The sequence below is a fragment of the Planomonospora alba genome, from assembly GCF_039534085.1.
Taxonomy (GTDB): Bacteria; Actinomycetota; Actinomycetes; order Streptosporangiales; family Streptosporangiaceae; genus Planomonospora_B; species Planomonospora_B alba.
In genome coordinates this window covers 24,196-50,061 of the sequence record NZ_BAAAUT010000053.1, presented here as the reverse complement: position 1 = coordinate 50,061, position 25,866 = coordinate 24,196, and the positions used below count along the sequence as shown (strand labels likewise).

Below are 25,866 nucleotides of genomic sequence, written 5' to 3'. Positions count from 1 at the left end.
ACGAGGTGATCAGGTAGAGGTAGCCGATCACCTTGTGGTCGGTGGAGGTCAGCCAGGAGACGATCACGGAGCCCGTGCGGCGGCGGTGCACCGGGGCCAACGGCGAGGTCAGCGGTTCCTGGGGGGGTTGCCGGTAGGTCGTCATCGCCCTCTCCGTGGGAGGTGTCAGGGGATACGGGCGGGCGGGGCATACCCCGGCCGATCACCCCCAATCCTCCCCAGGCGGGGAACGGCCGCGCGGAGCGGGCGGCGGACCGGTCACCGCCGGACGGTCACCCCCGGCCGCCGCCTCCGCGGACCTCGGCGCGGATCGTTCCGCGGAGGCGGCGGCCGGCGGGCCACCACACCGCCGCGTAGCAGAGCAGCAGCACCGAGCAGCCCACCACCGCGCCGGTCCCCACCCGGGTGCCCGTCTGCGCCCAGCCCGCCGGTGAGAAGAACACCGGCCAGAGCAGCCCGCCCAGCGCGGTGGCCGCGGCCGCCGCCGCCAGGACGCCGTGCCGGACCGCCCGGGGGAGCACCAGACGCTCCGGCAGCGCCCGCGGCTCCATCCGGGAGAGCCCGCGCCGAGCCCACCAGAGCACGGCCACCAGGCCCACCGCCGTGGACAGGTACTGCAGCACGCGGAAGACGGGGACGAGCCCGGCCGCCCGGACGTCCAGCCACGCCCAGCCCCACAGGCCGGAGCTGTAGGAGTGGGTGAAGGAGTCCCAGAACAGGTGGGTGAGGGTCCCGGCCACGCCGCCGGCGGCCACCGCGGGCAACCGGCGCAGGCCGTACCCGCCGGGGGCCAGGGCCGCGGCGCGGGCGGCGAGGGCGGGCGGCAGGAGAGCGGTCAGCGGGTCCCTCAGCAGGGCGTGGAAGAGCACGGCGAGCAGCAGGACCGCGGCGAGGTCGAGGGTGAACGCCCCCTGCACGGAGTGCCAGATCGGGTAGTCGGGCAAGAAGGGCAGGAAGATCGGCAGGTCGGGGACCATCGCGCCCAGCGCCAGGGCCCAGGGGTCGAGCACCCGGCGGGCCCTGGCTGAGGAGATCAGCGGCAGTACGGCGGCGACGTGGCTGGGTGTGAACGGCACGGATCTCCTCTGGCGTCGGGTGGACCCGCCGAGCCTACGCCGCTCCCCGGAACCCGCGAGGCCGCCGTGATGTAACGTTCCGTGACATGACGGTTGCCCACCGTCAAGGGGAGCCAGGGGGTGCCGAGGTGGAGCGCAGAGCGGGGCGGCCCGGGACCGCGCAGACCTCCACGGGGCGTGCGGGCGGTCCCGCCCGGCCGGTGCACGAGGTACCGGAGACTTCCGGGGCGTTCGGGGCCGGTGAGGCGGGTGAGCCTCCGGAGGCGTACGGGACGTGCGCCGCGGACACGGCCCGGGGAGCGGACGGCGCGCCCCTGACGGCCGGTGCGGCGCGCGGCGGCGCGTGGCTGCGCGACGCCCGCAGGGCGCGCACGCTCTCCCTGGTCACCCTGGCCTGGCTGGGCGCCGAGAGCCTGATCGGCATCGCCGCCGGACTGCGCGCCCACTCGGTCGCGCTGATCGGCTGGGGCGTGTGGTCGCTGGTGGAGGCGCTCGCCAGCCTCATCGTGGTCTGGCGGTTCTCCGGGACCCGGATGCGCTCGGCGGACGCCGAGGAACGGGCCCGCAAGGCGGTGGCGGTCAGCTTCTGGCTGCTCGCCCCCTACCTCCTGGTCCACGTGGCGCACGACCTGGACGCCGGGCACCGGGCGGCCACCAGCGTCCTCGGCATCGCGGTGACGGCGGTCAGCCTGGTGAGCATGCCGCTGCTGGGCCTGGCCAAGCGCCGGCTCGGCGCCCGGCTGCACTCGGCGGCCACCGCGGGCGAGGGCACCCAGAACCTCATGTGCGCCCTGCTGGCCGGGGGCGTGCTGGCCGGTCTCGCGCTCAACGGCGCCGGCTGGTGGTGGGCCGATCCGGCGATGGCCGCCCTCCTGGCGGCGGTGGCCGTACGGGAGGGCCTGCGCACCTGGCGCGGGCACTCCTGCTGCCACTGAGCCGCCGCCGGACCCCCGCTGAGACCGCCCCCGGCCCACCGACGGGCCCGTTGCCGGGCTCGCTGCCGGGCTCGCTGCCGGGACCACCGCCGGACCCGCCCCGCCCGAGCGGTTTCCGGCCCACCCGCGCGCTGAGCAGTGCGGATGCGTCCCCGCCTCGCCGAACGCAGAAGATCAGCGCGATCACGTAAAGTGATGATCGCACCAAAACAGGTGTTTTGCCACGGTAAGTGTTCCCAGTACAGTTCCGTGAATATTGCGGTTTACCTCCCGCTAGGGTGGCCCGCTGGCTTCAGGACATCGACATCGAAGAGGGCATCGTGGGCGGACGTCACCGGACGGATGAACTCGACGACGGCTACGCCTCCTACCGCGAGCCGTCCCGGCGGCGACGCGGCGGACGGGGGAAGGTGCTGGTCCCGCTCGCGGGATCGGTCGCCCTCGCCGTGCTGCTCGGCGTCGCCGCCTTTGTGATCATCAATCGTGACCGGGGGTGCTCCGGGGACGCGGCGGAGCTCCGGGTCACCGCCTCCCCCGACATCCACCTCGCCGTCTCCCAGATCGCCGAGCGCTTCAACAAGGCCGGCCACGACGTCGGCGGCGGGTGCGCGAGCATCAAGGTGGCCAAGGCCGCCTCCTCGACCGTGGCCGCCGGGCTGAGCGGGAGCGGCGGCAAGGTCGGCGCGATGGACCTGTGGATCCCGGACTCCAGCCTCTGGGTGACGACCGCGCGGTCGAAGAACCCGGACGTCCCCGCCCCCATCGTCTCCGTCGCCCAGTCCCCCGTCGTGCTGGCGGCTTCCGGCTCCGTGGTGGCGAACCTGCGCAGGAGCCTCGGCGACGCCAGCTGGGCCGGCATGATCGACGCCACGAACGCCGCCAACGTGGACGGCCCCGGCCGCAAGGTGCGGGTGCTCACGCTGGACCCCGCGCTCAACGCCGCCGGGCTCGGCGCGCTGCTGGCCGCCTCCGCGGTGGCCACCACCGCGGGAGCGGGCGAGCAGCAGCTGGTCGGCGCGATGAAGACGCTGTCCGGCTCGACCGTCAAGGACCAGAACGCGCTGCTGTCCAGCCTGAGCGTGAAGGGCACCCGCATCCCGCTGGGCGTCTCCTCCGAGCAGGGCGTGTGGGCGTTCAACAGCACCAAGAAGCCCGAGGTCCCGGCCGTCCCCCTCTATCCGGCCGAGGGCACCTTCAACCTCGACTACCCCGCGGTGATCACCACCGAGGACGCCGGCGCCCGCGAGGTGGCCGAGGCGTTCGTCAAGGAGCTCGGCACGGCCGCCGCCCAGAAGACCCTCCAGGACCAGGGTTTCCGCACCCCCGACGGCAAGGGCGGCAAGGCGATCTCCGACACGGACGGCTTCCGGGCCGAGGCGCCGGAGGCGCTGCCGACGCCCGACGCCAAGACCGTGGCACGCATGGCGCAGTCGTGGTCGCGGATCAACCTCGGCACCCGGCTGGTCACGCTGCTGGACGTCTCCGGCACCATGGCGTACCCGATCCCGGGGACCGGCATGACCCGGATGCAGGCGATCTCGAAGATCTCCATCGAGGGCATGAAGCCGTTCCCGAACAGCAGCGAGATGGGCCTGTGGGAGTTCTCCACCCATCTCGACGGCCGGGGGGTCGACTACCGCGAGCTCGTCTCCGTCGGCCCGCTGACCGAGAACGTGAACGGCGTCCTCCGCCGGGACCTGCTCAACCAGAAGCTGCTCGGGATCCGGGCCAGGGCCACCGGCGACACCGGGCTCAACGACTCCCTCGCCGCCGCCTACCGGATGATGAAGGAAGGCTACAAGGCCGACAAGATCAACACGATCCTCGTCATGACGGACGGCGCCGGCAACGACGACCCGGACGGCGGGATGAGCAACCAGGAGCTCCTGCGGTTCCTCGAGAAGGAGTTCGACCCGGAGAAGCCGATCAGCATCCTGATCATCGCCTTCGGGCCCGACGCGCCGAAGGGCAAGCGCCAGATGGAGGCCGTCGCCAAGGCGACCAACGGCGACGCCTACATCGTCAACGACATCCTGGAGATCCGCAAGGTCTTCCTGGAGGGCATGTCGCGCCGCCTCTGCTCGCCCCACTGCTGACCTCCCTCCTCTCGCGACGGGCGGTGCCCCACGGGCACCGTCCGTCCCTTCTATCCCAGGTCATACCTGGTCGGCATATCAGGGCAACCTCCCGCGAAGGGGTGGCGTCCCACTCGCGTGGGGACTCGGGTGTGACCCGTGAACGAGCCCGTCCGCATCGGGGAGGAGTGTCCGTGCCCGGATGGCCGACCGTCGGCCGGAGCGACGACCAGCGAATCGCGGAGGCGCTCCGGCGTGCCGACGCCCAGGCGCCCGCGCGCCTCTTCGACGCCTACGCCGAGCGCCTCTACGACTACGCCTGCTCGCTGGCGGCCGACGCCGACGACGCGGCGGACGCCGTGCACGACGCCCTCGTGGTCGCGTACGGCTGCGCGGACCGGCTGCGGGACGCCGGGCGGCTGCGCCCCTGGCTGTACGCGCTGGTCCGCGCCCGGTGCGCCGCCGGGGCCCGGGGCGGGCGCGGCGCGGCGCCCGCCCCGGTCGGCGACGGCCCCGACGACGAGTACGGTGATCCGCACCGGCGGGAGCTGGCCGTCCTGGTGCACGAGGTGCTGGCGGAGCTGGGCGGACAGGAGCGGGAGGTGCTGGAGCTGTCGCTCCGGCACGGCCTCGGCTCCGGCGAGGTCGGCGCGGTGCTCGGCCTGAGCTCCCGGCAGGCCGCGACCCGGCTCGGCCGGGCCCGCGCCCACGTGGAGAACGCCGCCGCGGCGGCCGTGCTGGCCAGGATCGGCCGGGCGCACTGCCCGGACCTGTCGGCGATGGTCGACTCGTGGGAGGGGCCGCTGACCCCGCTGCTGCGCAGACGGCTCGCGGCCCACATCGCCCGCTGCGAGGTCTGCTCCGGACTGCGGGACCGGCACGTCGCGGCGGGGCGGCTGCTCGACCTGGTCCCCGTGGCCTTCCTGCCGCTCTCCCTCCGCCGCCGGGTCGTCGAGACCTGCGTGAACCCCGGGCTCGCCGGCGCCCGCGCCCCCGCCGTCGGCGCGGGCGGCCGTTTCGACCGGGACGGCTTCCCGGTCGCGGCGGGACGGGGCGGCACGGCCTCGCCCGGTCCCCGGAGGAGGCGGGCGAGGCGGCAGGGCAGGCGGACGGGCCGGCCCGTACCCGTGATCGCGGCGGCGGTGTGCGTACTGGCCGCGACGGGGGGCGTGATCGCGCTCACCGGGCAGGGGACCGGCCGGGGGGCGTCCGAGCGGGCCGGTGCCGCGCCGGAGCCGGAGCCCGCGCTGGTCGTCTCCGCACCGGCGCCCGCGCGGACCGCGCCGCCGCAGGACGCCTCCGAACCGGAGACCGGGCCGGACGCCGAGGACACGGGCGCGCCGGACGCCCCGGAACCGCCCGGCCCCGCCCGGAGCACGCCTCCCGCGCCCGTCCCCAGCGCGGCCCGCCCGGCGGCGCCCCGTCCGGCGACCGGGGCCGGCGGCCGGACCGCCACCCGCGCCCCCGCCGCCCGGACGCCCGGCCCCCCCCCCAACTCCTTGGCTCACAGAACGACATGGCTACGATCCGACTGGCACGGGTGCGGGGCGGATCCGGCTGACCGCCCGGGGCGCCGCGCTCTCCTGGTCGGCGACCGTCTCGGGCGGGCTGGTCGTGCACCCCCGGAGCGGGCGGCTCAAGGCCGGCGCCGGGGCGGTGATCCAGGTGGCCGCGGCCGATCCCGCGGAGGGCGGGTCCGGGCGGATCGTGTTCCGGTCGGCGGCAGGCGGCTTCACCTGCGCCGTCTCCTGGGAGGGTGCGGCGCCCGAGGACTCCGAGCCGGCCCCTGATCCGACACCTGCGCCCGAACCGGATCCTTCTACCCCGGATCCCGGTTCCGGTCCGGAGACAGCCTGATTTTCTGACCTGCGGCTGAACGACTTCGCGACATCTCTTAGCAATTGGGTAAACCATGGGCTCATGGCAAACGTCGCCATTGACGGCCCTGATGGACGGTTGGTCACATGAAGTGGCGGCCAGCCATGCCCTATCAGTCCAGGAGCCCGGGAATGTCGATCATCCGCGGGGCGCTCCGAGGAGCGCTCGCCCTCGCATGCGCGGCGGGAGCGGGGTTCGCGCTCGCCGGAGTGGAAGGTTTCCACCGCTCAGTCCTGGTACTTCTGTTTCTTCTGCTTACTCCCGCTATCGCACTAATCGGAGTGTTGCGCGATCGTGACCTTCTCAGAGTGATAACCGTCGGGATCATGGCAAGTGTCGCTGTTAACACACTCCTTGCCTTAGCCATGCTCTCTTTTGACGCATGGTCGCCACGAGCCGGAGTGGCGACGATCGCGGTTGTGGGAGCGTTCTTGTGGGTGCTGCGCACGTTGTACCGGGGCGACGAAGGCCTGCGGGCCGAACAGGGGGGCTAGATCAGGGTGAAGATCACTGTCGTACGTCCTGGGGAGCTGGGCGAGCAGGAGATCACTCGCTGGCGCGAGATCCAGAAGAGCTCTCCCGCCCTCGACAACCCGTTCCTCTCGGTGGACTTCACACTGGCCATGGGAAGGCTGCGCGACCGCGTCCGGGTCGCCGTGATCGAGGACGGCGGCGCGATCGCCGGCTTCTTCCCCCACGAACGGCACGCCTTCGGCGTCGGCAGGCCGCTGGGCGGCTTCCTCGTCACCTGCCACGGGGTGGTCTCGACCCCCGAGCTCAAGATCGACGCACGCGAGCTGCTCAAGGCCTGCCGGCTGTCGGTCATCGACTTCGACTACCTGGTCGCGGGCCAGCCCACGTTCGCCCCGTACGAGACGGACGTGCGGCCGGCCCCCCTGATGGATCTCGGCTCCGGTTTCGAGGCCTACGTCGAGCAGGTGCGGGCCGCCTCGCCGAAGAACTACAAGACCGTCCGCTACAAGGAGCGCAAGCTCGGCCGCGAGCAGGGCGAGGTCCGGTTCGAGTGGGCCTCCGCCGACGTCTCGGGCCTGCACACGCTCCTGCGCTGGAAGTCCGACCAGTACCAGCGGACCGGGCGGGTCGACCGCTTCGCCCAGCCCTGGATCGTCCGGCTCGTCGAGGAGATGCACGCCTGCCGCTCGGAGGACTTCGCCGGAGTCCTGACCATGCTCTACGCCGGGGACACCCCCGTCGCCGGCCATTTCGGCCTGCGCACCGCGCAGACCCTCGTCGGCTGGTTCCCGGCCTACGACCCGGCCTACGCGCCCTACTCGCCCGGCATCATGCACCACCTCCACCTGGCCGAGCACGCCGCCGCGGCGGGCCTGCACCAGGTCGACATGGGCAAGGGCGACCGCGAGTACAAGGACTGGCTGAAGACCGGCGTCGTGATGGTCGCCGAGGCCCGCGTCGCGCGCCCGTCCCCCACCGCCGCCGTGCAGTGGGTCGGCAGGGTGCCCCTCAGCAGGCTCCGCACCACCGTCGTGGACGATCCCCGGCTCTTCCGGGCGGCCGACCGCCTGCTCAAGACCTACGGACGGGCAAAATCACGCCTCCGGCCGCGTTTCCGCTCGCAGCGGCCGACGCGGACACGGTAACCATTCCTCACTGCCACCAGATTCCCGATGTGACAGCTCTCTCACTCTCAGTTGCGCCCGTCCTCGTCTCGTGCCGGGAACGGGCGTGCGGAAGGACCATCCGTCATCATGAACTCTGAAACCATCAGGCCGACCGTCAAGCCGAACGGCATACTCCGCTCCATCCCACCGCTCGAGCGGTTCACCCCTCTGACCCCGCACATGGCCATCTCGCCCACCGTGAGCGTCGTCGTGCCGGCGATGAACGAGGCGGAGAACCTCCCGCACGTCTTCGCCACGCTCCCGCAGTGGATCGACGAGATCATCCTGGTGGACGGGAACTCGGTGGACGACACGGTCGCCGTCGCCAAGCGGCTCCGTCCCAACGTCCGGGTGGTCACCCAGACCGGCAAGGGCAAGGGTGACGCGCTGGCCGCGGGCTTCGCCGCCTGCACCGGCGACATCATCGTGATGATCGACGCCGACGGCTCCACCGACGGCCGGGAGATCATCCACTTCGTGAGCGCCCTGGTGGCGGGCGCCGACTTCGTCAAGGGCTCGCGCTACGCCTCCGGTGGCGGAAGCGACGACCTCACCTTCACCCGGACGCTGGGCAACAAGGTCCTGACCGGCCTGGTGAACCGGATCTACGGCACCCAGTACAGCGACCTGTGCTACGGCTACAACGCCTTCTGGGCCCGCCACCTGGACGTCCTCAACGTCGACTGCGAGGGCTTCGAGGTGGAGACCCTGATGAACATCCGGGCCGCCAAGGCCGGACTGAAGATCCACGAGGTGCCCAGCCACGAGCGCTGCCGCATCCACGGGGAGAGCAACCTCCACGCGGTCCGCGACGGCCTCCGGGTGCTCCGGACGATCTTCCGGGAGTGGCGCGGCCGTCCCGCCGCCCAGCTGCCCGAGCCGAGGACCACCGCCCCCGCAGCGGACCAGGGTGCCGCCTGACCATGAGAAGCAGCGTCGTCATCTGCGTATACACGGAAGAGCGCTGGGAGGACATCCGTGAGGCCGTCGCGTCGGTCGAACGGCAGCGGCGCACGCCGCACGAGGTCATCCTGGTCGTCGACCACAACCCGGAGCTGCACCTGCGCCTGAAGCGGGAGTACCCCGACGCCGTCGTGGTCGAGAACGCGCACGAGAAGGGACTGTCCGGTGGCAAGAACACCGGTGCGCAGGCCGCCTCGGGCGACATCGTGGCGTACCTGGACGACGACGCGGTGGCGGAGCCCGGTTGGCTGGAGGCTTTGGAGGAGGGCTTCCAGGACCCGTCCGTCGTGGGGGTGGGCGGGCTGACCAGGCCGCTGTGGGCGACGGGCCGGCGTCCGCGCTGGTTCCCGCCCGAGTTCGACTGGACCGTGGGGTGCACCTACGTGGGCATGCCCACGGTCCAGGCTCCGATCCGCAACGTCATGGGCGGCAACGCCGCCTTCCGCAGGCACGTCGTGGCCGAGGTCGGGGGATTCCACACCGGCATCGGGCGCAGCGTGCAGGGCCGCAGGAGCCGCCCGCTCGGCTGCGAGGAGACGGAGTTCTGCATCCGGCTGTCCCAGCGGCTCCCGGGAACGGTGATGCTGTTCCAGCCCACCGCGGTGATCGGTCACAAGGTCTCCGCGCAGCGGGCGCGGTTCGCCTACTTCCGGTCCCGCTGCTACGCCGAGGGCCTGTCCAAGGCGCTGGTGGCCTCCAGCGTCGGCAGCAGGGACGGCCTGTCCAGCGAGCGGGCGTACGCGACCAGGACCCTGCCCGCCGGAGTTCTGCGCGGGGTCGGCGCGGCCCTGACCGGCGACCTTGCGGGGCTGGGCCGGGCCGCCGCCATCGTGACCGGCCTGGCCTGGACCGGCTGGGGCTACGCGCTGGGCACGGCGCGGCTGAGGCTGGGGCGGTCATGACACGCGTTCCGATCCTGATGTACCACGCGGTGAGCGAGCGGCCGACCGAGGAGACCCGGCCGCTCGCGGTCTCGCCGGCGCGCTTCGCCGAGCAGCTCGAACTGCTCCGGGAGCACGGCTTCACCCCGATGACCCTGTCCGACCTGGTCGCCGGGGTGAACCGGGCCGGCCCGCTCCCCGAGCGACCGGTGGCGATCACCTTCGACGACGGGTACGACGACTTCCACACCGAGGCGCTTCCCCTGCTCACCCGGTACGGCTATCCCGCGACGGTCTTCGTCACCACCGGCTGGATCCGGGACGCCGGGGCCGAGGCCGCCGGGCGGAGGCTGGGGCCCACGCTCTCCTGGAGCCAGATCGCCGAGGCGGTCTCCTGCGGGATCGAGATCGGCGGGCACAGCCACAGCCACCCGCAGCTCGACCAGCTCCCCGACGGGCCGCTCCGCGACGAGCTGCGCAGGAACAAGGAGCTGCTCGAGGACCGCATCGGCCGCCCGGTGACCACCATGGCCTACCCCTACGGCTACTCCAGCGCGCGGGTCCGCCGCCAGGTGCGGCAGGCGGGCTACCGGACCGCGTGCGCGGTGGCCAACGACGCCTTCGAGGCGGGCGACGAGCCGTTCGCGCTGCCCCGCCTGACCGTCACGGAGCAGACCGTGCCGGAGAAGTTCCTCAGGGCCGTCCACGGGCGGGGGCTCCCCCTGCTCTACCTGCGCGAGCGGGTCCTGACCAAGGGATACGCAGTCGTACGGCGCACGCGCTACGGCCTGCGCCGGATCGGCGCCGCGGCCGGGGCGGGACAGGTGAGCGGGGCAGGTAATGGGCGGTGACTGACACGAGCCTGCCGGTCGAGAGCCCGCCCGGGGCGCAGCGACGGCGAGGGTCGCTGGCCGCCCTGCGCGACCGCCTCCCCAAGGATCTGAACGACCCCCTGCTCCGCAACGCCTACTCGCTGATCGTCAACGCCGGCGCGGCGGGCCTTCTCGGACTGGCGTACTGGACGGTGGCCGCGCGTTTCTACAGCGACGCCGACTACGGCCGCGGTTTCGCGCTGATCTCCGCGATGCGCCTGCTCTCGGCGCTCACCGCCTTCGGGCTCACCGGTGCGCTCACCCGGTTCCTGCCGGAGGGCGGCCGGGCGACGGGCCGGCTGGTCGCCGCCGCCTACCTGGCGGGCGGCGGCGCGGCGGCGGCCGCGACGGGGGTCTTCCTGGCCACGCTCCCGGTGTGGGGCGCCAACTTCGGCGGCCTGGCCCACCCCGCGCCCGCGGCCTGGTTCCTGCTGGCGGTCGTGCTGTGGTGCGTGTTCACCCTGCAGGACGTGGTGCTCACCGCGCTGGGCAGGGCGCCCTGGGTGCCGCTGATCGGGGTGGCCGTCGGGGTGGCGAAGCTCGTCCTGCTGGTCGTGCTGGCCCCGTCCTTCCCCGGCACGGGGATCTTCCTGGCCTGGACGATCCCGGTGGCCGTGACCGTCGTGCCGGTCAGCATCGCGATCTTCAACAGGCTCGCGCCCCGGGCCGCCGGGCTCGGCGCCCACCGCGCCCCGCCCCCGCTGCGCAGGATCGGCGGCTTCCTCGCCGGCGACTTCCCCGGCACGCTGCTCATCCTCGCCAGCGTCTACCTCGTGCCCGCGCTGGTGGCCGGAGGCGTGGACGCGCGCATGGCGGGCTACTACGGCGCGGCGGTGACCCTCGTCGGCGTCTTCGACATGCTCGCGCTCAACATGGCGATCTCCCTGACCATCGAGGGAGCCGCGGACCCGGCTGCGCTCGCCGGCCGGTGCAGGCTGGCCCTGCGGCGGACCATGATGCTGCTGGTCCCCGCGGTGGCGGTGACGGCGCTGGCCGCCCCGCTCGTCCTCGGGCTGGGCTGGGGGGCGTCCTACGCCGAGCACGGGGCGGACGTGCTCCGGCTGCTCGCGGTCGCCTCGGTCCCCCACGCGCTCATCGAGATCTACCTGGGCGTGCTCCGCGCCCGCAGCCGGGTGCGGGCCCTGCTGCTGATCCAGGCGCTGCTGTGCTTCCTGGTCGTGGGCCTGTCGTTCGTCTTCTTCCGGGTGTACGGCATCACCGGCGTGGGCATGGGCACGCTCGCCGCGCAGGTGGCCGTGGCCGCCCTCACCGTCCCGGGCCTGATCGGGGTCCTGCGGAAGGGGGGTGCGGCGCCGGCCGGGCCACCGCCGGGCGGGGCCGTCTCGCCGGACGACGTCCCGACCCTGGTGATGAAGATCGTCACGGTCGACAGCCAGCCGACCGTCGCCCGCGTCTCGGCAGCGCCGCCCACCGAGCCGTCCACCGCGCCGTCCGCGGGTGCACCGCACGGCGCGGCCGGCCGGGAGCCGTTCCCCCGGCCCGCGCGGCGGAACGGGTCCGCCCTCCGAAACGGGCGCGCGCGGCCCGCGGCCCCCGCACCGCGCGTACGGCCCGCGGCGCCGGGGCGGCGCGCCCGGTTCGCGCTCCCGTGGTGGGAGTGGACCCGCACCCTGCTGCCGCCGCTCATCACCGCCGAGGGCGTCGTGATCGTCGTGCTCACCGTGGCGGCGGGCCGGTCCGGTCCCCTGCCCGTGTCCGCGGCGGCCGGTGCCGGGGCCGCGCTGGTGGCGGTGGCCATGGCCGCCGAGCTGGCCATGCGCCGCCGGCCGTGGACGCTGTGGGCGCAGCTGCTGTCGGTGGCACTGTGCCTGCACGGCACGGAGGCGCTGACCGGCGCCGCCGGAGCCGACGCCGCCGAGGTCGCCCGGGTGATGGCGACCGGCGAGGCCGCCGACGGGCGGTGGCCGCTGGCCCTGCCCGCGTTCCTCGCCCGCGCCATGGGGCTGACCGACCCCGCGCCGCTCCTGGTGTGGACGCCGGTCGCCGCGGCCGTGGCGGGCCTGGTGCCCGCGCTGCTCGCCGCGCGGCTCGTCCACCCCGACGAGCGGGTCCACTGGCCGCTGGCGCTCGCGGCGACGACCGGGCTCTGGCTCGCGCCCGCCGAGTCGTTCACCGCCTCGGTGGCCGTCCTGCTCTGCCTGTGCGTGCTCGCCCTGACGCCGCCGCGCCGTACGGCGCGCCGCCCGGGGCCCGGCGGGGCGTCCGCCCCGGCCCGCACCCCGCTCTCCGGCCCCGGGGTCCCCGCCCCCGGCGCCCGGACCCCCGACATCCATGAATCCCGAGTTCCAGGAAAGGACCTGCCGTGAACGACTGGCCGGCGGTCACCGTCGTGATCCCGACCCGCAATCGCACCGGACTCCTCCAGGAGACGATCGACTCGATCCTCGGCCAGGACTACCCGGGCGACATCACCTGCGTCGCCGTGTTCGACCAGAGCCCTCCCGACGAGTCCTTCGCGACCGTCAGGTCCGGGCGCCGGGTCGTGGTGACGCCCAACACGCGGCAGCCCGGCATCGCCGGCGCGCGCAACACCGGTGTGCTGCTCGGCGACGGCGAACTGGTCGCCTTCTGCGACGACACCGACCTGTGGCTGCCGCACCGGCTCCGCGCCCAGGTGGCCGCGCTCGGCGACGGCCACTTCGCGACCTGCGGCATCGAGCTCTTCAACGACAAGGTGGCCTTCGCCAGGTCGGTGCCGACGTCGAAGGTGACGCTGCGCGACCTGCTGCGCAAGCAGCTGCCGTCCATGCACCCGTCCACCTACCTGATGCGCCGCGACGCCATGGTGAACGGCTTCGGCCTGGTCAGCGAGGAGCTGCCCGGCGGCTACGGCGAGGACTACGAGCTGCTGCTGCGGGCCGCCAGGTTCGGGCCGATCGTCAACGTGCCGGAGACGGGGGTGCGGGTCAGGCTCCACACCTCCTCGCACTTCTCGGTGGTCGAGACGAGCGAGACGATCTCCTCTGCGCTCCGCTGGATGCTGGAGCGCTACCCGGAGTTCAGCCGGGCCCCGGGCGGCTACGCCCAGCTCGCGGGCAAGATCGCCTTCGCCGAGGCGGCGCTGGGCCGCTCGGCGCAGGCCCTGCGCTGGATCGGCCGCGCCGTACGGCGGCGCCCCTGGGAGCCGCGCGCCTACCTGGCGCTGGCCGTGACGGCGGGCATGCCCGCCCCGGCGATCGTCGGCGGTCTGCACAAGATGGGGCGCGGCATATGAACATCGACGTCATCCGCCCCGACGAGCTGGGCAAGACCGAGATCGACGCCTGGCGCGAGATGCAGCACGCGACCCCGCGCCTGGGCAACCCCTTCCTCAGCCCGGAGTTCACCGTCGCGATGGGCGAGGTCTGCGCCGAGGCCCGGGTCGCGGTGATCTCCGAGTCGGACGGGCCCGTCGGGTTCTTCCCGTTCGAACGGCACTCCGGCGGCGTCGGCACCGCGATCGGCGCCTGGGTCTCGCTCTGCCAGGGCGTGGTCCACTCCCCCGGCGCGGAGTTCGACGCCGAGGCGCTGCTGCGGGCCTGCGGGCTGCACGTGTGGGAGTTCGGCTGCATGGTCGACGGGCAGCCGTGGTTCAAGCCGTTCGAGACGCTGAGCCAGGAGTCGGTGATCCTCGACCTGTCGCGCGGGTACGCGGCCTACCTGGAGGAGCTGAAGGAGCGCTCGCCGAAGTTCCTCAAGACCACCCTGTACAAGGAGCGCAAGCTCGGCCGTGACGCCGGCGGGCTCACCTTCGAGTTCGCGGTCCGCGACGAGGAGCAGTTCCGCCTGCTGCGCGACTGGAAGTCGGCCCAGTACCAGCGGATGGGCCGTCCCGACCGGTTCGGCAGGGCGTGGGTCGTGGAGCTCGTCGAGCGGCTGTACGCGATCGACACCCCGGAGTTCGCCGGGCCGCTGTCCATGCTCTACTGCGACGGCAGACCGGTCGCCGGGCACTTCGGGCTCCGCTCGGACACGATCCTGATCGGCTGGTTCCCGGCCTACGACCCGGAGTTCGCCAAGTACTCCCCGGGCCTCATCCAGCACCTGCGGATGGCCGAGGGGGCCGCCGCCGCCGGGCTGAACTCGATGGACCTGGGGATCGGGACCGGCTCGGAGTACAAGGAGGCGCTGCGCAGCCGCGGCGAGCCGGTCGGTGAGGGCTGCGTGCGGCGCCGCTCGGCGGGCGCGGCGGCGCACTGGCTGCGCAACACGCCGGTGCGCCGGGCGCGGCAGTTCATCCTCGACACCCCGGCCCTGTACGGCGCGGCCGACAGGGCCATGAAGCGGTACGGCAGGCTGCGCGAGCGGTTGAGGGCGCGATGAGCCGCACCCTCGAATCGATCATGAGCGAGCGGGTCGGGGTCGCGTGCCTGCACGTGCCCTCGGCCCGGTTCGGCCTGTACCTCGCCCTGCGCCGCTTCTTCGGTCCCGGGGACCGGGTGCTGATCGCGCCGACCAACTGCGAGACCGTGCTGTTCGTCGCGCTGGCGGCGGGCCTGCGGCCGGTCATGGCGCCGGTCCGCGCCGACGACGGCAACATCGACGCGGACCTGGTCGACTGGACCGGCCTGGCGGGCGTGCTCACCACCCACCTGTACGGCCAGCCCGACCGGGTGGTGCGGCTGCGCGCCGAGTGCGACCGCCGCGGCCTCGTCCTGATCGACGACGCCGCGCACGCCATGCTGACGACGGTGGACGGCCGGCCGGCGGGCACGTTCGGCACCGCGGGCGTGTTCAGCCTCGCCAAGCACGGCCGGGCGATGTCCGGCGGGTTCCTGACGGTGGAGGATCCCGCCGCGCTGCCCGGGCTGACCCGCATGCGCGACGGCCTCCTGCTCGACGGGGGGCTGCGCGCGCAGCTGTCCGGCACGCTCCGCCCGATGCTGCGGGAGGCGGTCTACCGGACCGGGCTGGTCCGGCCGATGTGGCGGACGCTGACGGCGCTCGGCGTCATCCGGTGGACGGGCCACCGCTGCGATCCCCGCGCCGACGAGCTGCGGGCCGCCCTGGACGCTGCGGGGCCGATCGGCCCCGCCGGGCCCGGCGGGGCGGACGGACCGGACGGCGCCGGCGGACCGGCGGGGCTCGACGGGCTCCAGTACTGGCTCCGCATCGACCTGGACGACTGGCGGATGCGGCAGGGCGCGCTGCTCCGCGGTTACCAGCGTTCCCGCTTCCGGGTGGTCGACCGGGAACGGGAGCGCAGGGTGGCGGGGGTGGAGCTGCTGCGCGGCCTGCCCTGGGCGGCCCGGGGGGTGGCCGCCGCGCCGCCGCGGCCGCTGCTGCGGGTGCCGCTGATGGTCGACGACCGCGACGGGGTCCTGTCCGCGCTGGAGCGGTACGGCGTGGTCCCGGGCTTCGTCTACGACCCGCCGCTGGACGACTACCTCGACCTGGTGCCGCCCGGGCCGACCCCGGAGATCGCGCGCTGGTGGACCCGGCACGTGCTCCCGGTGGACCCGCTCCGCGCGCGGCGCGTCGCCGTGCTGCTGGACCGGCTGGGGGCCCGGCCGGCGCCGCCGCCCCCGGTCGCCGCGGTGCCCCCGCCCGCCGGGGAGGGAGCGGAGGCCCTGATGTGAGGACCGGCGAAGACAGCGCAGCGTGACCTTACGCTCACCATAGCCCACCCCCTCCATGATCCATGAGAGCTGATGAGTCAAGCAGAGCGCCCGGAGAGTGATCGCCCCATGTCGGCTTCCGCCGGTCCCCTGGACCCGCACGTTCGGAGGACCCGATGACCATGCCCGGCAAGGGGCGGCACGCCCGCCGCGAGGCGGGCCTCCCGTCGTCGCGCTGGATCCCCGTCACCCTGGTGGCCGCCCTGGTGGCCGCCCTCGCGATCACCGCCGTCGTCTACATGTACGCCGCCCCCGTGGAGCGCAGCGCGGCCCCGCCGTCGCCGACCGTGCCGGGGGACCAGGCCACCCCGCGCTCGTGCGTCCCGACCTCCGACCTGGTGCCGCCCTGCGGGGCGTGGTGGGGGATGCACGTGCCGCCGGACGCCGAGCGCGGCCTGGTGGACGACGTGACGGCGATGGAGGCCCGGATCGGCCGCAAGCTCGACATCGTCATCAGCTACCACGACATGTCGGAGACCGACGCGGGCAGGTTCTTCCGGGACGACGAGAGCGAGCTCGGCGAGGAGCGCATCCTCTTCATGGGCTGGGAGTCGTCGATCTGGGCGGGGGACGTGGACATCCCCTGGCACGCCATCGCCCGCGGCGAGCTGGACCGGGTGATCGACGCCCAGGCCGAGCGGGTCAAGGAGTACGGCAAGCCCGTGCTGATCGGCTTCGACGGGGAGAAGGACCGCGAGGAGAGCGGCCAGACCCCCCAGGAGTACATCGCGGCGTACAAGCGCATCGTCGACCGCTTCCGGCAGGCGGGTGCGGACAACGCGCTCTGGGTGTGGGGCGTCACCGGCTACTACCCGTTCCGCGACCGCTGGAAGCCGTACTACCCCGGCGACGACTACGTCGACTGGATCAGCTTCGATCCGTACAACTTCGCCACCTGCCGCGGGGCGAGATGGCAGGATTTCGAGGAGACCGTGCAGCCCACCTACGAGTGGTTCCAGGAGAACGGCTTCGCCCACAAGCCGCTGATACTCGCCGAGTACGGGACGGAGAGCCACGCCAGTGACCCCGCCGCCCGGGCCGACTGGTACCGCGGCATCCCCGCGGCGATGCGGGAGATGCCCAACCTCAAGGCGATCATCCAGTGGAACAACACCGACGCGGACAAGTGCGACTTCACACTCACCGGTTCCGGTGTCCTGGAGGCGTTCTCCGAGGCGGGCAAGGACCCCTACTTCCAGCAGCCCCTCCCCTGAGGACGGGGTTCGGCGCCGGGGCCGCGCCCGGCGGGCGGAACACGCGCGGCGGCACGGGACGGGCCGGTGCACGGCCCGTCCCGTGGTGACGCGGACGGGCCGTGCGCGGCCCCCGTGGTGATACGGCGAAAGCGAAGGCACGCGGAGTAAAGTCGGCAAGCGACTTAACTCCCCCATCGACTACCCAGGGAAGGGCACGCGTGGAGGGCAGGCAGGCCGAAGAGGTGATCGACGAGGCGGTCACCCACCCGACGGGACGTCCGGCCTCTCCTGCGGCCGCCCCCTCCGGGCCCGGCCCGGCCGGGGCCGGGGAGACCGGCGGGACCGCGGAGACCGGGAAGACCGGCCGGACCGCCAAGGGCAGGAAGGCCAAGAAGGCGGCCCGGCGGGCGGGCAAGGCCCTCGAGGCCGCGGCCCGGCCCGGCCGCGGAGCGGACGACAGGAGCCGGCCTGCGACCGGGGGGCACGGCGCCCCGACGGAGGCCGGACCGGCCGGGGACGCGGGGCCGGACGCCGCCGCGCGGCGGGACGCGCACGGAGGCGGCCCGGACACAGCACCGGACACGGCACCGGACACGGAGGCCGGCGCGGGGAACGCGGCGGGCACGGGCACGGAGGCGGGTGCGGGCACGGAGGCGGGTGCGGAAAGCGGCGCGGGCACGGAGGACGGCGTGGACCGGACCTCCGCGGAGACGGTCGCCGTCGTGCCGTTCACCGGCGACGACACCGGCGACGGCGCCCCCACCGTCGCCTGGCGGGTGCCGGCGCCGATGGTGCCGCCCGCCCGCCGGCAGGCCCCGCAGGAGCGGCTGGAGCCTTCGGCCGGGCCGGACGACGCCCCGTCCGAGGACCCGCCCGGCGCCGCGGCGACGACCCTCCCGTCCCTGGGGGTCGTCGTCGCCGCCGGTCCCGCGCAGTCGCGGTTCCGCCTGACCGTGACGGTCGACGCGCTGCGCGCCCAGCAGCCGGCCCCCGAAGAGATCGTCCTGGTCGTGGACCGCTGCCCCGAACTGGCCGCGTGGGCCGAGGCCGAGCTCGGCGGGACCGGCGAGGTCACGGTGGTCCACGAGGAGGAGGCCGTCGGCGCCGCCGCGGTGCGCAACCTCGGCCTGGCCCGGGTGCGCAGCGACGTGGTCGCCTTCCTCGACGGCGACTCCGCCCCCGAGCCGGGCTGGGCGGCGGCCCTGCTGGACGCCTACGCCGACCCCGGGGTGGTCGCGGTCCGCGGCCGGGTGGCGCTGCGCTGGAGCGCCGGCAAGCCCGACTGGTTCCCCGCCGAGCTGGGCTGGGTGCTGGGGGTGCCGTTCACCGGCTCCCGCATCCGGACCGACCCTGTCGACGATCTGTACGGCGGCGCCCTGTCCTTCCGCCGCCGGGCGCTGGCCGAGGCCGGCGGGTTCCCCGAGGGGCCGGACCACCGGCCCGGCGAGGTCGCCGCCGAACCGGCCGGCGGGGTGAAGACCGAGCTCCGCTCCCGCCTGCTCGACCTGCGGCCGCAGGCGCGGCTGCTCCACGAGCCCTCGGCCGTCGTCCGGCTGGACGTGCCGGCGCGCCGCTCCAGGCTGTCCTACTTCCTGTCCCGGTGCGCCGCCGAGGGCCGCTCGCAGGCCGAGGTCGCACGGCGGACCACCGGGTGGGAGGGACTGGCGGCCCACCTGGCCCCGATCAGGCAGGGGCTGCCCCGGGCGGTGTTCCGTGCGGTCACCTTCACCGGGCCGGTGGACGTCAAGGGCTACAAGGCCCTGCTGGTGATGCTGCTGGGCATCGTGGCGGCCAACGCCGGCTACGTGGCCGGGCGGCTGCGCACGACCCGGGCCGACGGCACGCCCCGGGAGACCGGCCAGTGGACGTGGTTCCTGTCGCGGACGGCGCTGCCGGTCGCCGCCGTGCTGTGGGGCCTGTCCCTGCGCGAGGTCCACCTCGACGCGATGACCGACCTGGGCCTCATCACGGTCCTGCCCGCCACGTTCTGGGCCGCGGTCGCGGTCATGATCATCGGTTTCGTCGCGCTGCTCGGCGACCGCAGGGCACTGGAGCTCTGGCACGCGGGATACACGCTGGTGCTGATCGCGGTGCTGCACGCGACCCCGGCGCTGCTCTACCCCTCGCTGCGCTACTCGTGGGCGTGGAAGCACGTCTCCGTCATCGACTACCTGATCCGGCACGGCGCGACGGATCCCGAGATCACCCCGCTGGCCGCCTACCACCAGTGGCCCGGGTTCTTCTCGTTCTTCGCGATGATGACGCAGTCCGCCGGGCTGCCCGACGCCCTCAGCATCGCGGTGTGGGGCCCCGCGGTCTTCAACACCGCGATGCTGCTCCCGCTGCTGCTGCTGTTCCGTACGGTCACCCGGAACCGGCAGCTGGTGTGGGGCGCGGTCTGGGTCTACTTCTCCTGCTCCTGGGTCGGGCAGGACTACTTCTCCCCGCAGGCCACCACGCTGGTCCTCTACCTGACCGTGCTGGTGGTGGTGGTGCGGCGCTTCCGGCGCGGGCCGATCCGGGCCGGCGAGGACCCCGAGGGCCTGGGGGCCGAGCCGCCCCCCGTCTCCGGCACGCGCCGGCGCCTGGTCTGGGCGCTGCTGCTGTTCGCGCCGATCGCCGCGATCGCCTCCTCCCACCAGCTGACCCCGCTCATGCTGGTGGCGGCGCTGGCCGCCCTGTTCGTCCTGCGGCGCCACCGCAACCTGGGCATCCTGCTGCTGACCGGCCTCACCGTGCTGCTGTGGGACGCGGTGGCGGCCTGGCAGCTCCTGGAGGCCCGGTTCAGCGACATCGTGGAGTCGCTCGGCGACGCCGGCGGCAACCTGGACGACGGCCTGCTGTCCCTCGGCACGGCCGCCCCCGGACAGGTGATCGTCGCCTACGCCGACCGCGCCCTGTCGGGCGGGGTGTGGCTGCTCGCCGTCGGCGGCGCCGTCCTGCGCCGCCGCTGGCTGCGCCGGCCGGGCCTGCCCCTGCTCGTGATCGGCCTGAGCCCGCTGCTCTTCCTGGCCGCGGGCAGCTACGGCGGCGAGATCCTCTTCCGCATCTACCTGTTCACGCTCCCGCTCACCGCGTTCCTGGCCGCCGCGCTGTTCCTGCCGGCCCGGCGGGCGTTCGTCCGCACGCTGGTCCTGCCCGTCGTGCTCATGCTCATGGTCACGGGCTTCTTCTTCGGCAACTACGGCAAGGAGCAGGCGAACTACTTCACCCGGGACGAGGTCCGCCTGGTGCGCGAGGTGCACCGGGTGGCGCCGGAGGGCTCCCTGATCGTGGCGCCCACCTTCTTCCTGCCGGCCGCCTACGACTACTACGAGCGCTACCAGCACAGCTGGCTGGACGAGCTGCCGCGCTCGCGCGAGGCCGTGCCCGGGCTGCCGGACTACGTGCCGACCCGGGTGGAGCTGGTGCAGGACCCGGTGCCGGCGCTGATCGGCCTGATGTCGGAGGTGCCGCAGGGCGCCAAGGCATACCTGGTGCTCAACCGCGCGCAGAAGGCCGCCATCGAGACCGCCGGAATCTTCCCCCGCGGGACGGTCGACCGGATCCGCCAGGGGGTCGAGGCGTCGGACCGCTTCCGGGTGCTCGTCGAGAACTCCGGGGGCGCCGTCTACGAGCTGATCCCGAGGAAGCCATGAACAACGCCCGCTGGCCGCTGCTGCTGCTGGCCACCTCCGGGTGGCTGACCCTGCTGGTCGCGACGCAGGCCCCCGGCGGGGCCCCGCTGCGCGTCACCGTCACGGTGGTCTACCTGCTCACCTGCCCGGGCGCCGCCGTGCTGGCGCTCTTCCGGCCGCTGCTGGCCCCGCGCGACCACACCGGGGACGCCATGGAGAGCGTGGCGCTCACGGTGGCCCTCAGCGTCGCGCTCGGCATCCTGGTCGGCGAGGCGTTCTTCATGACGGGCACGTTCACGGTGTACCGGGCGCTGACGGTGCTGGCCACCATCACCTCGGTCGCCGCCCTGGGCGTGCCGCTGACCGCCTACCGCGCCCGTCAGGCGGCACGCCCGAAGGACTCCGCCTAGCCTCCGTCCAGCGCCCGGTGGGCCCGGGCGACCAGCAGGGGCACGGCGGCGCCGATGTGCTCGAAGCCCTCGCCCACGGTCTTGCCCTGCACGAAGCGGGCGTGGATGCCCTCCAGGATGACCGCGAGTTTGAAGTTGCCGAAGGCCAGATAGAAGTCCAGGTCGGTCAGGTCGGTGCCGGACGCCTTCGCGTAGTGGGCGGCGAAACCCCTGGGGTCGAGGAAGCCGGGGGTGAGCGTGACGTCGCCGGCCACCGGGAGGGAGCCGCCGTCGGCGGTGCCGGGGTCCTGCCAGTAGGTCAGGGTGAGGCCGAGGTCGGCGAGGGGGTCGCCGAGGGTGGACATCTCCCAGTCGACCACGGCCCGGATCTCCGGCTCCGCGCCGGGCGCCAGCCGTACCAGGGTGTTGTCCAGGCGGTAGTCGCCGTGCACGAGCGCGGCGGCGGGCCGGTCGGGGAGGCGTTCGCGCAGCCGGGCGGTGAGGGCGTCGTACTCCGGGAGCTCGCGGGTCTTCGAGCGCTGCCACTGCTGCCCCCAGCGCTCCAGCTGGCGCGCCATGTACCCCTCCGGGCGGCCGAAGTCCGCCAGGCCGACCGCGGCGTGGTCCACGGTGTGGATGGCGGCGAGCACCTCGGCGAGCCGCTCCGACAGCGCCCTGGCCTGCTGCGGGGAGAGCTCCGCCTGGTCGCGGCCCCGGATCGCCTCGCCCTCGACGTGGCCCATCAGGTAGAAGGGCGCGCCGATCACGTCCTCGTCGGCGCAGAGGGCGACCGGTTCGGGCACCGGGACGGGGGTCCGCGCGAGGGCGGAGATGACCCGCCACTCCCTGCGCATGTCGTGGGCGGTGGGCAGGACGTGGCCGAGGGGCGGGCGGCGCAGGACCAGGCGGCGGCCCGGCGTCTCGATCCGGTAGGTCAGGTTGGACCGGCCGCCGGAGATGAGGGCGATCTCGGTGGGCTCCCCCGCGTCGGGGACGTGGGCGGCCATCCACGCGACCAGTCGGGCCCGGTCGATACCAGGGATGCTCATGACCCACTATTAGAACGTTATTCTGTCGTCTCCGCCAGTCCGGGCCCCAGGAGCCGGGCGAGGATCGCGGCTCCCCTCCGGACCTGGGCCAGCGAGGCGGAGCCGTACCCGACCACGAGGCCGTGCCGGCCGGGCGGCCCGTGGTGGTGGTGCTCCACGGTGTCGAGCAGGACGCCGCGGGCGCGGGCCGCCTCCACCAGGGGGCCGACCTCGTGCCCGGGAAGTTCGATCGTGACGTGCAGCCCCGCGGTGTCCCCCGTCACCCGGGGGCCGAGCGCCGCCACGAGCGCGGCCCGCCGCCGGGCGTACTCCCGCCGCATGCGGCGCAGATGCCGGTCCAGGTCGCCCCGCTCCAGCAGGACGGCCACCGCCTGCTGGGCCGGGCCGCTGGTCCGGTCGGCCAGCTCCGCGCGGGTCCGGGCGACGGCCTCCAGCAGCTCCGGGGCCGCGACCAGCCAGCCGACGCCGACGTCCGGGGACAGGGACTTGGACAGGGTGCCGAGCAGGACCACGCGGGCGGGGTCCAGGCCGTACAGCGCGGGCAGCGGGGCGACGTCGTAGCGGAACTCGGCGTCGTAGTCGTCCTCCACGACCACCGCCCCGCTCCGCCGGGCCCAGGCGAGCAGCCGCTCCCGGCGCGCGATGGGCAGCCGCCCGCCGAGGGGGTACTGGTGGGCGGGGGTGGTGTAGAGCAGGCGCAGGTCCTCGGGGAGCTCCTCCACGACGACGCCGTCGGAGTCCACCGGGCAGGGGACGATCTCGGCGCCCCGGGCGGCGAGGATGCTCCTGGCCCGGCGCCAGCCGGGCTCCTCCACGCCCGCCCGGTCGCCGGGGCGCAGGACGGTGGCGGCGACCAGGTCGAGGCCGCTGCCGGTCCCCCGAGTGATCATGATGTTCTCCGGGCCCGCCGGGACCGTCCGGGCCCGGCGCAGGTGCCGGGCCAGCGCCTCGCGCAGGCGCGGCAGGCCGCAGGGGTCGACGCCGTCGCCCGGCGGCAGGTCGGCGGCGGCGCGCCAGGCCCGCCGCCAGGCCGCCTCGTCGTAGTCCCGCACCCAGGGCCGGCCCGGCCGCAGGTCGATCACGGCCGCGCCGTCCGGCCCGCTCCCGGCGTGCCCGCCGTGCCCTCGCCCGTCGCGCCGGTCCGCCTGGAACGCGCCGTCCGGCGCGGCCGTCCGGAGCCCGTGTCCCGGGGGCGCCGCGCCCGGCCCGGCGTCCCGGATCCGCGCGGCGCCCTCCGTACGGCCCGCCGCTCCCCCGGCGGGGGCCCGCCCTCCGGCGGGGACGGCGGACGGCCCCGCACCGGGACCGGCGTTCCCCGGACCGGGCCGGGAGGGCCCGAGGTCGGCCACGTAGGTGCCCGAGCCGTGCCGGCCCTCGATCCAGCCCTCGGCGTAGAGCTGCTGGTAGGCGTCGGTGACGACGGTCCGGCTGACCGCGAGCTGGCGGGCCAGGGCACGGGTGGAGGGCAGCCTCTCGCCGGGCGCCAGGGCGCCGCCGCGGATGGCCTCGCGCAGGCGGTCGCCGAGCTGGACGGTGAGGGAGGCCGGGGCGGCGCGGTCCACCGCCAGGGGCAGTTCGACGGGGATGGGGGGCAAAGTGGTCTCCCGGAAGCGGTGGGAAGTGGACGTGTTCTCCGTGTCCACTGCCTGCCTAGGTTAGGGCCGTGCCCCCGGTGGCCCGCTCCGGCCACCCGGCCTCCCACCGCCCCGCCGTCTGCTGGAGGGTCTCCGATGCCCGCTGTGCCCCCGCCGCTCCGGCCGGACCGGCCGTCCGAGGAGCCGCCGCCCCCGCCGCTCTCGGCCACGCCCCGCACCGCCCTCGGACGCGCCAAGGACCGGGCCCGCACCGACCGGCGGGAGCTGTACGCCGTGCTGGACGCCGGGCTCGTCTGCCACCTGGGCGTCGTGGCCGGCGGCGTGCCGATGGTCGTGCCCACGGGGTACGGCCGCATCGGCGACACCCTCTACCTGCACGGCTCCACCGGCGCCACCTCCCTGCGGGCCGGCTGCGAGGTCTGCGTCACCGTCACCCACGTGGACGGCGTCGTGCTGGCCCGCTCGGCCTTCCACCACTCGGTCAACTACCGCTCGGCCATGATCTACGGCCGGCCGCGCCTGGTGACCGACCCCGAGGAGCGCCTGGCCGGGCTGCGCGCCCTCACCGAGCAGCTCGCCCCCGGCCAGTGGGACGCCGTGCGACCGCCGACCCGCAAGGAGCTCGCGGCGACGGCGGTGCTCGCCCTCTCCCTGGCCGAGGCCTCGGTCAAGGTGCGGCAGGGCCCTCCGGTCGACGACGCGGAGGACTACGCGCTCCCGGTCTGGGCGGGGGTGCTGCCGCTCCGGGTGACGTGGGGCGAGCCCGAGCCCGACCCGGCGATGACGGCGGATCTGCCCGTCCCCGCGCACATCGCCGAGCGAAATCTGGCCTCCAGGTAAGGTTCCTGCGGCAAACCGGGCGCCGGGCGCGCACGTCCCATATGAAGGACCCCGACCCGGATCTCCTGGAGAGCGCGATGACCGCCGGCGGATGGAGCGTGCCCGGATACACCGAGTTGCGCGAGCTCGGTGCGGGCGGTGGAGGACGGGTGGTGCTCGCCCGGCACGACGGGTCGGGCGCCCTGGTCGCGGTCAAATACCTGTCGGAGGGGCTCCGGGGCGAGCCCGGGTTCCTGGCGCGGTTCCGCGCCGAGGCCAGGCTGCTGGTGGAGCTCGACGACCCGCATGTGACCCGGCTCTACGAGTACGTCGAGGAGGCCGGGAACGCCGCGATCGTGATGGAGGCGGTGGACGCCGTCTCCCTGCGCGAGCTGCTCCGCGAGCACGGCGCGACCGGGCCGGAGGCCGCCCTCGCGGTGCTCAAGGGCTCGCTGCTGGGGCTGGCCGCGGCGCACGGCGCCGGTCTGGTGCACCGGGACTACAAGCCGGAGAACGTGCTGGTCCAGGCCGACGGCACCAGCAAGCTCGTCGACTTCGGCATCGCCGTACGGGCCGGGGAGGCGGACAGGCCCGCGGGCACGCCGCCGTACATGGCCCCCGAGCAGTGGACGGGCGCCCCCGCCTCCCCCGCCACGGACGTCTACGCCGCCACCGCGGTCTTCTTCGAGTGCCTGACCGGCACCCGGCCGTACCGGGCGACCGACCGGGCGGTGCTGATGCACCAGCACGCGACCGCGCCGGTCCCGGTGGAGGAGGTGCCCGAGCCGCTCCGGGGGCTGGTGGCCCGGGGACTGGCCAAGGACCCGCAGGACAGACCGGCCACCTCCGCGGGATTCGTCGCCGAGCTGGAGGCCGCGGCGGCGGCCGCGTACGGGCAGGACTGGGAGGAGCGGGGGCGGGCCCGGCTGGCGGCACTGGCGGCGCTGCTCCCGCTGCTGTTCCGGGTGCGCGGCCACGCCCCGGGGACGGAGACCTCCCTGTTCCAGACCACGCTGCTGCGCACCGTGCTCCGGGGTCTGCGCGGCAGGTCCGCGGGGATCGCGGCCGGAGCCGGGCTGGTGCTGGTCGCCGGCGGCGTCAGCCTCTACGTCCTGGCGGCCGACCGGGCCGCCCAGCCGCAGCGCATCGGCGTCGTCGCCGCCGCGACCCCGTCCGTCACCCCCTCCGCGGCGGGGGGCTCGCCGGGCCCGGCGGGCCCCTCGCCGTCGGCCCCCGCCGGCTCGCCCCCCCCCCGGCCGGCCC

At 74.5% G+C, this 25,866-nt stretch carries 18 protein-coding genes; 15 read left to right on the top strand and 3 right to left on the bottom strand.

Annotation, left to right across the window (positions count from 1 at the left end):
- Nucleotides 1–272: 272 nt before the first annotated feature.
- On the bottom strand, nucleotides 273–1,076 hold the full coding sequence (locus tag ABD823_RS26910) for a DUF4184 family protein (protein ID WP_344864336.1): 804 nt from the start codon (nucleotides 1,074–1,076) through the stop codon (nucleotides 273–275).
- Nucleotides 1,077–1,276: 200 nt separating this feature from the next.
- Between ABD823_RS26910 and ABD823_RS26905 the strand changes: the two genes are divergently transcribed.
- From ABD823_RS26905 to ABD823_RS26840, 13 genes are all read left to right on the top strand, one after another.
- Complete coding sequence (locus ABD823_RS26905) at nucleotides 1,277–2,011, top strand: cation diffusion facilitator family transporter (RefSeq protein WP_344864334.1); 735 nt, start codon at nucleotides 1,277–1,279, stop codon at nucleotides 2,009–2,011.
- Nucleotides 2,012–2,289: 278 nt separating this feature from the next.
- Nucleotides 2,290–4,107 (top strand): substrate-binding and VWA domain-containing protein, encoded by a 1,818-nt coding sequence (locus ABD823_RS26900; protein ID WP_344864333.1) that lies wholly within the window; start codon nucleotides 2,290–2,292, stop codon nucleotides 4,105–4,107.
- Nucleotides 4,108–6,464: 2,357 nt separating this feature from the next.
- Entirely contained in the window at nucleotides 6,465–7,583 is a 1,119-nt protein-coding gene (locus ABD823_RS26890) for a GNAT family N-acetyltransferase (protein ID WP_344864329.1), read from the top strand.
- A 108-nt stretch (nucleotides 7,584–7,691) separates the two neighbouring features.
- Nucleotides 7,692–8,525 (top strand): glycosyltransferase family 2 protein, encoded by an 834-nt coding sequence (locus ABD823_RS26885; RefSeq protein WP_344864328.1) that lies wholly within the window; start codon nucleotides 7,692–7,694, stop codon nucleotides 8,523–8,525.
- Between the two features lie 2 nt (nucleotides 8,526–8,527).
- Complete coding sequence (locus tag ABD823_RS26880) at nucleotides 8,528–9,469, top strand: glycosyltransferase family 2 protein (RefSeq protein WP_344864326.1); 942 nt, start codon at nucleotides 8,528–8,530, stop codon at nucleotides 9,467–9,469.
- On the top strand, nucleotides 9,466–10,299 hold the full coding sequence (locus ABD823_RS26875; RefSeq protein ID WP_344864324.1) for a polysaccharide deacetylase family protein: 834 nt from the start codon (nucleotides 9,466–9,468) through the stop codon (nucleotides 10,297–10,299). The genes ABD823_RS26880 and ABD823_RS26875 overlap by 4 nt, the downstream gene beginning before the upstream one ends.
- The gene (locus ABD823_RS26870) at nucleotides 10,296–12,647 is read left to right on the top strand and encodes a lipopolysaccharide biosynthesis protein (protein WP_344864322.1); all 2,352 of its coding nucleotides are present in this window, start codon (nucleotides 10,296–10,298) and stop codon (nucleotides 12,645–12,647) included. Before ABD823_RS26875 ends, ABD823_RS26870 begins: the two co-directional genes overlap by 4 nt.
- Entirely contained in the window at nucleotides 12,644–13,555 is a 912-nt protein-coding gene (locus ABD823_RS26865) for a glycosyltransferase (protein WP_344864320.1), read from the top strand. The genes ABD823_RS26870 and ABD823_RS26865 overlap by 4 nt, the downstream gene beginning before the upstream one ends.
- The gene (locus tag ABD823_RS26860) at nucleotides 13,552–14,643 is read left to right on the top strand and encodes a GNAT family N-acetyltransferase (RefSeq protein WP_344864318.1); all 1,092 of its coding nucleotides are present in this window, start codon (nucleotides 13,552–13,554) and stop codon (nucleotides 14,641–14,643) included. The genes ABD823_RS26865 and ABD823_RS26860 overlap by 4 nt, the downstream gene beginning before the upstream one ends.
- Nucleotides 14,640–15,899 carry a DegT/DnrJ/EryC1/StrS family aminotransferase gene (locus ABD823_RS26855; protein ID WP_344864316.1) on the top strand — a complete coding sequence of 420 codons (1,260 nt, stop codon included), beginning with the start codon at nucleotides 14,640–14,642 and terminating at the stop codon, nucleotides 15,897–15,899. Before ABD823_RS26860 ends, ABD823_RS26855 begins: the two co-directional genes overlap by 4 nt.
- A gap of 155 nt (nucleotides 15,900–16,054) precedes the next feature.
- The gene (locus tag ABD823_RS26850) at nucleotides 16,055–17,152 is read left to right on the top strand and encodes a glycoside hydrolase family 26 protein (protein WP_344864314.1); all 1,098 of its coding nucleotides are present in this window, start codon (nucleotides 16,055–16,057) and stop codon (nucleotides 17,150–17,152) included.
- 200 nt (nucleotides 17,153–17,352) lie between these two features.
- Entirely contained in the window at nucleotides 17,353–20,772 is a 3,420-nt protein-coding gene (locus ABD823_RS26845) for a glycosyltransferase (RefSeq protein WP_344864312.1), read from the top strand.
- A complete protein-coding gene (locus ABD823_RS26840) occupies nucleotides 20,769–21,161 on the top strand; it encodes a hypothetical protein (RefSeq protein WP_344864310.1) in 393 nt (130 codons plus the stop codon). The genes ABD823_RS26845 and ABD823_RS26840 overlap by 4 nt, the downstream gene beginning before the upstream one ends.
- Here the strand turns inward: ABD823_RS26840 and ABD823_RS26835 are convergent.
- On the bottom strand, nucleotides 21,158–22,189 hold the full coding sequence (locus ABD823_RS26835; protein ID WP_344864308.1) for a phosphotransferase family protein: 1,032 nt from the start codon (nucleotides 22,187–22,189) through the stop codon (nucleotides 21,158–21,160). The two genes, ABD823_RS26840 and ABD823_RS26835, sit on opposite strands and share 4 nt — an antisense overlap.
- A 17-nt stretch (nucleotides 22,190–22,206) precedes the next feature.
- Nucleotides 22,207–23,784 (bottom strand): aminotransferase-like domain-containing protein, encoded by a 1,578-nt coding sequence (locus ABD823_RS26830; RefSeq protein ID WP_344864306.1) that lies wholly within the window; start codon nucleotides 23,782–23,784, stop codon nucleotides 22,207–22,209.
- Nucleotides 23,785–23,919: 135 nt separating this feature from the next.
- Here ABD823_RS26830 and ABD823_RS26825 point away from each other — a divergent pair, with 135 nt between their 5' ends.
- Nucleotides 23,920–24,624 (top strand): pyridoxamine 5'-phosphate oxidase family protein, encoded by a 705-nt coding sequence (locus ABD823_RS26825; RefSeq protein WP_344864304.1) that lies wholly within the window; start codon nucleotides 23,920–23,922, stop codon nucleotides 24,622–24,624.
- A 77-nt stretch (nucleotides 24,625–24,701) separates the two neighbouring features.
- Nucleotides 24,702–25,866 (top strand): serine/threonine-protein kinase (locus tag ABD823_RS26820; protein ID WP_344864302.1); only part of this gene is annotated, 1,165 nt, incomplete at its 3' end.

Bases quoted from the DNA above. Each gene is read 5' to 3' on its own strand.
- ABD823_RS26885 (WP_344864328.1), top strand. From the start codon at position 7,692: ATGAACTCTGAAACCATCAGGCCGACCGTCAAGCCGAACGGCATACTC.
- ABD823_RS26880 (WP_344864326.1), top strand. From the start codon at position 8,528: ATGAGAAGCAGCGTCGTCATCTGCGTATACACGGAAGAGCGCTGGGAG.
- ABD823_RS26875 (WP_344864324.1), top strand. From the start codon at position 9,466: ATGACACGCGTTCCGATCCTGATGTACCACGCGGTGAGCGAGCGGCCG.
- ABD823_RS26860 (WP_344864318.1), top strand. From the start codon at position 13,552: ATGAACATCGACGTCATCCGCCCCGACGAGCTGGGCAAGACCGAGATC.
- ABD823_RS26855 (WP_344864316.1), top strand. From the start codon at position 14,640: ATGAGCCGCACCCTCGAATCGATCATGAGCGAGCGGGTCGGGGTCGCG.
- ABD823_RS26850 (WP_344864314.1), top strand. From the start codon at position 16,055: ATGACCATGCCCGGCAAGGGGCGGCACGCCCGCCGCGAGGCGGGCCTC.
- ABD823_RS26840 (WP_344864310.1), top strand. From the start codon at position 20,769: ATGAACAACGCCCGCTGGCCGCTGCTGCTGCTGGCCACCTCCGGGTGG.
- ABD823_RS26835 (WP_344864308.1), bottom strand. From the start codon at position 22,189: ATGAGCATCCCTGGTATCGACCGGGCCCGACTGGTCGCGTGGATGGCC.
- ABD823_RS26825 (WP_344864304.1), top strand. From the start codon at position 23,920: ATGCCCGCTGTGCCCCCGCCGCTCCGGCCGGACCGGCCGTCCGAGGAG.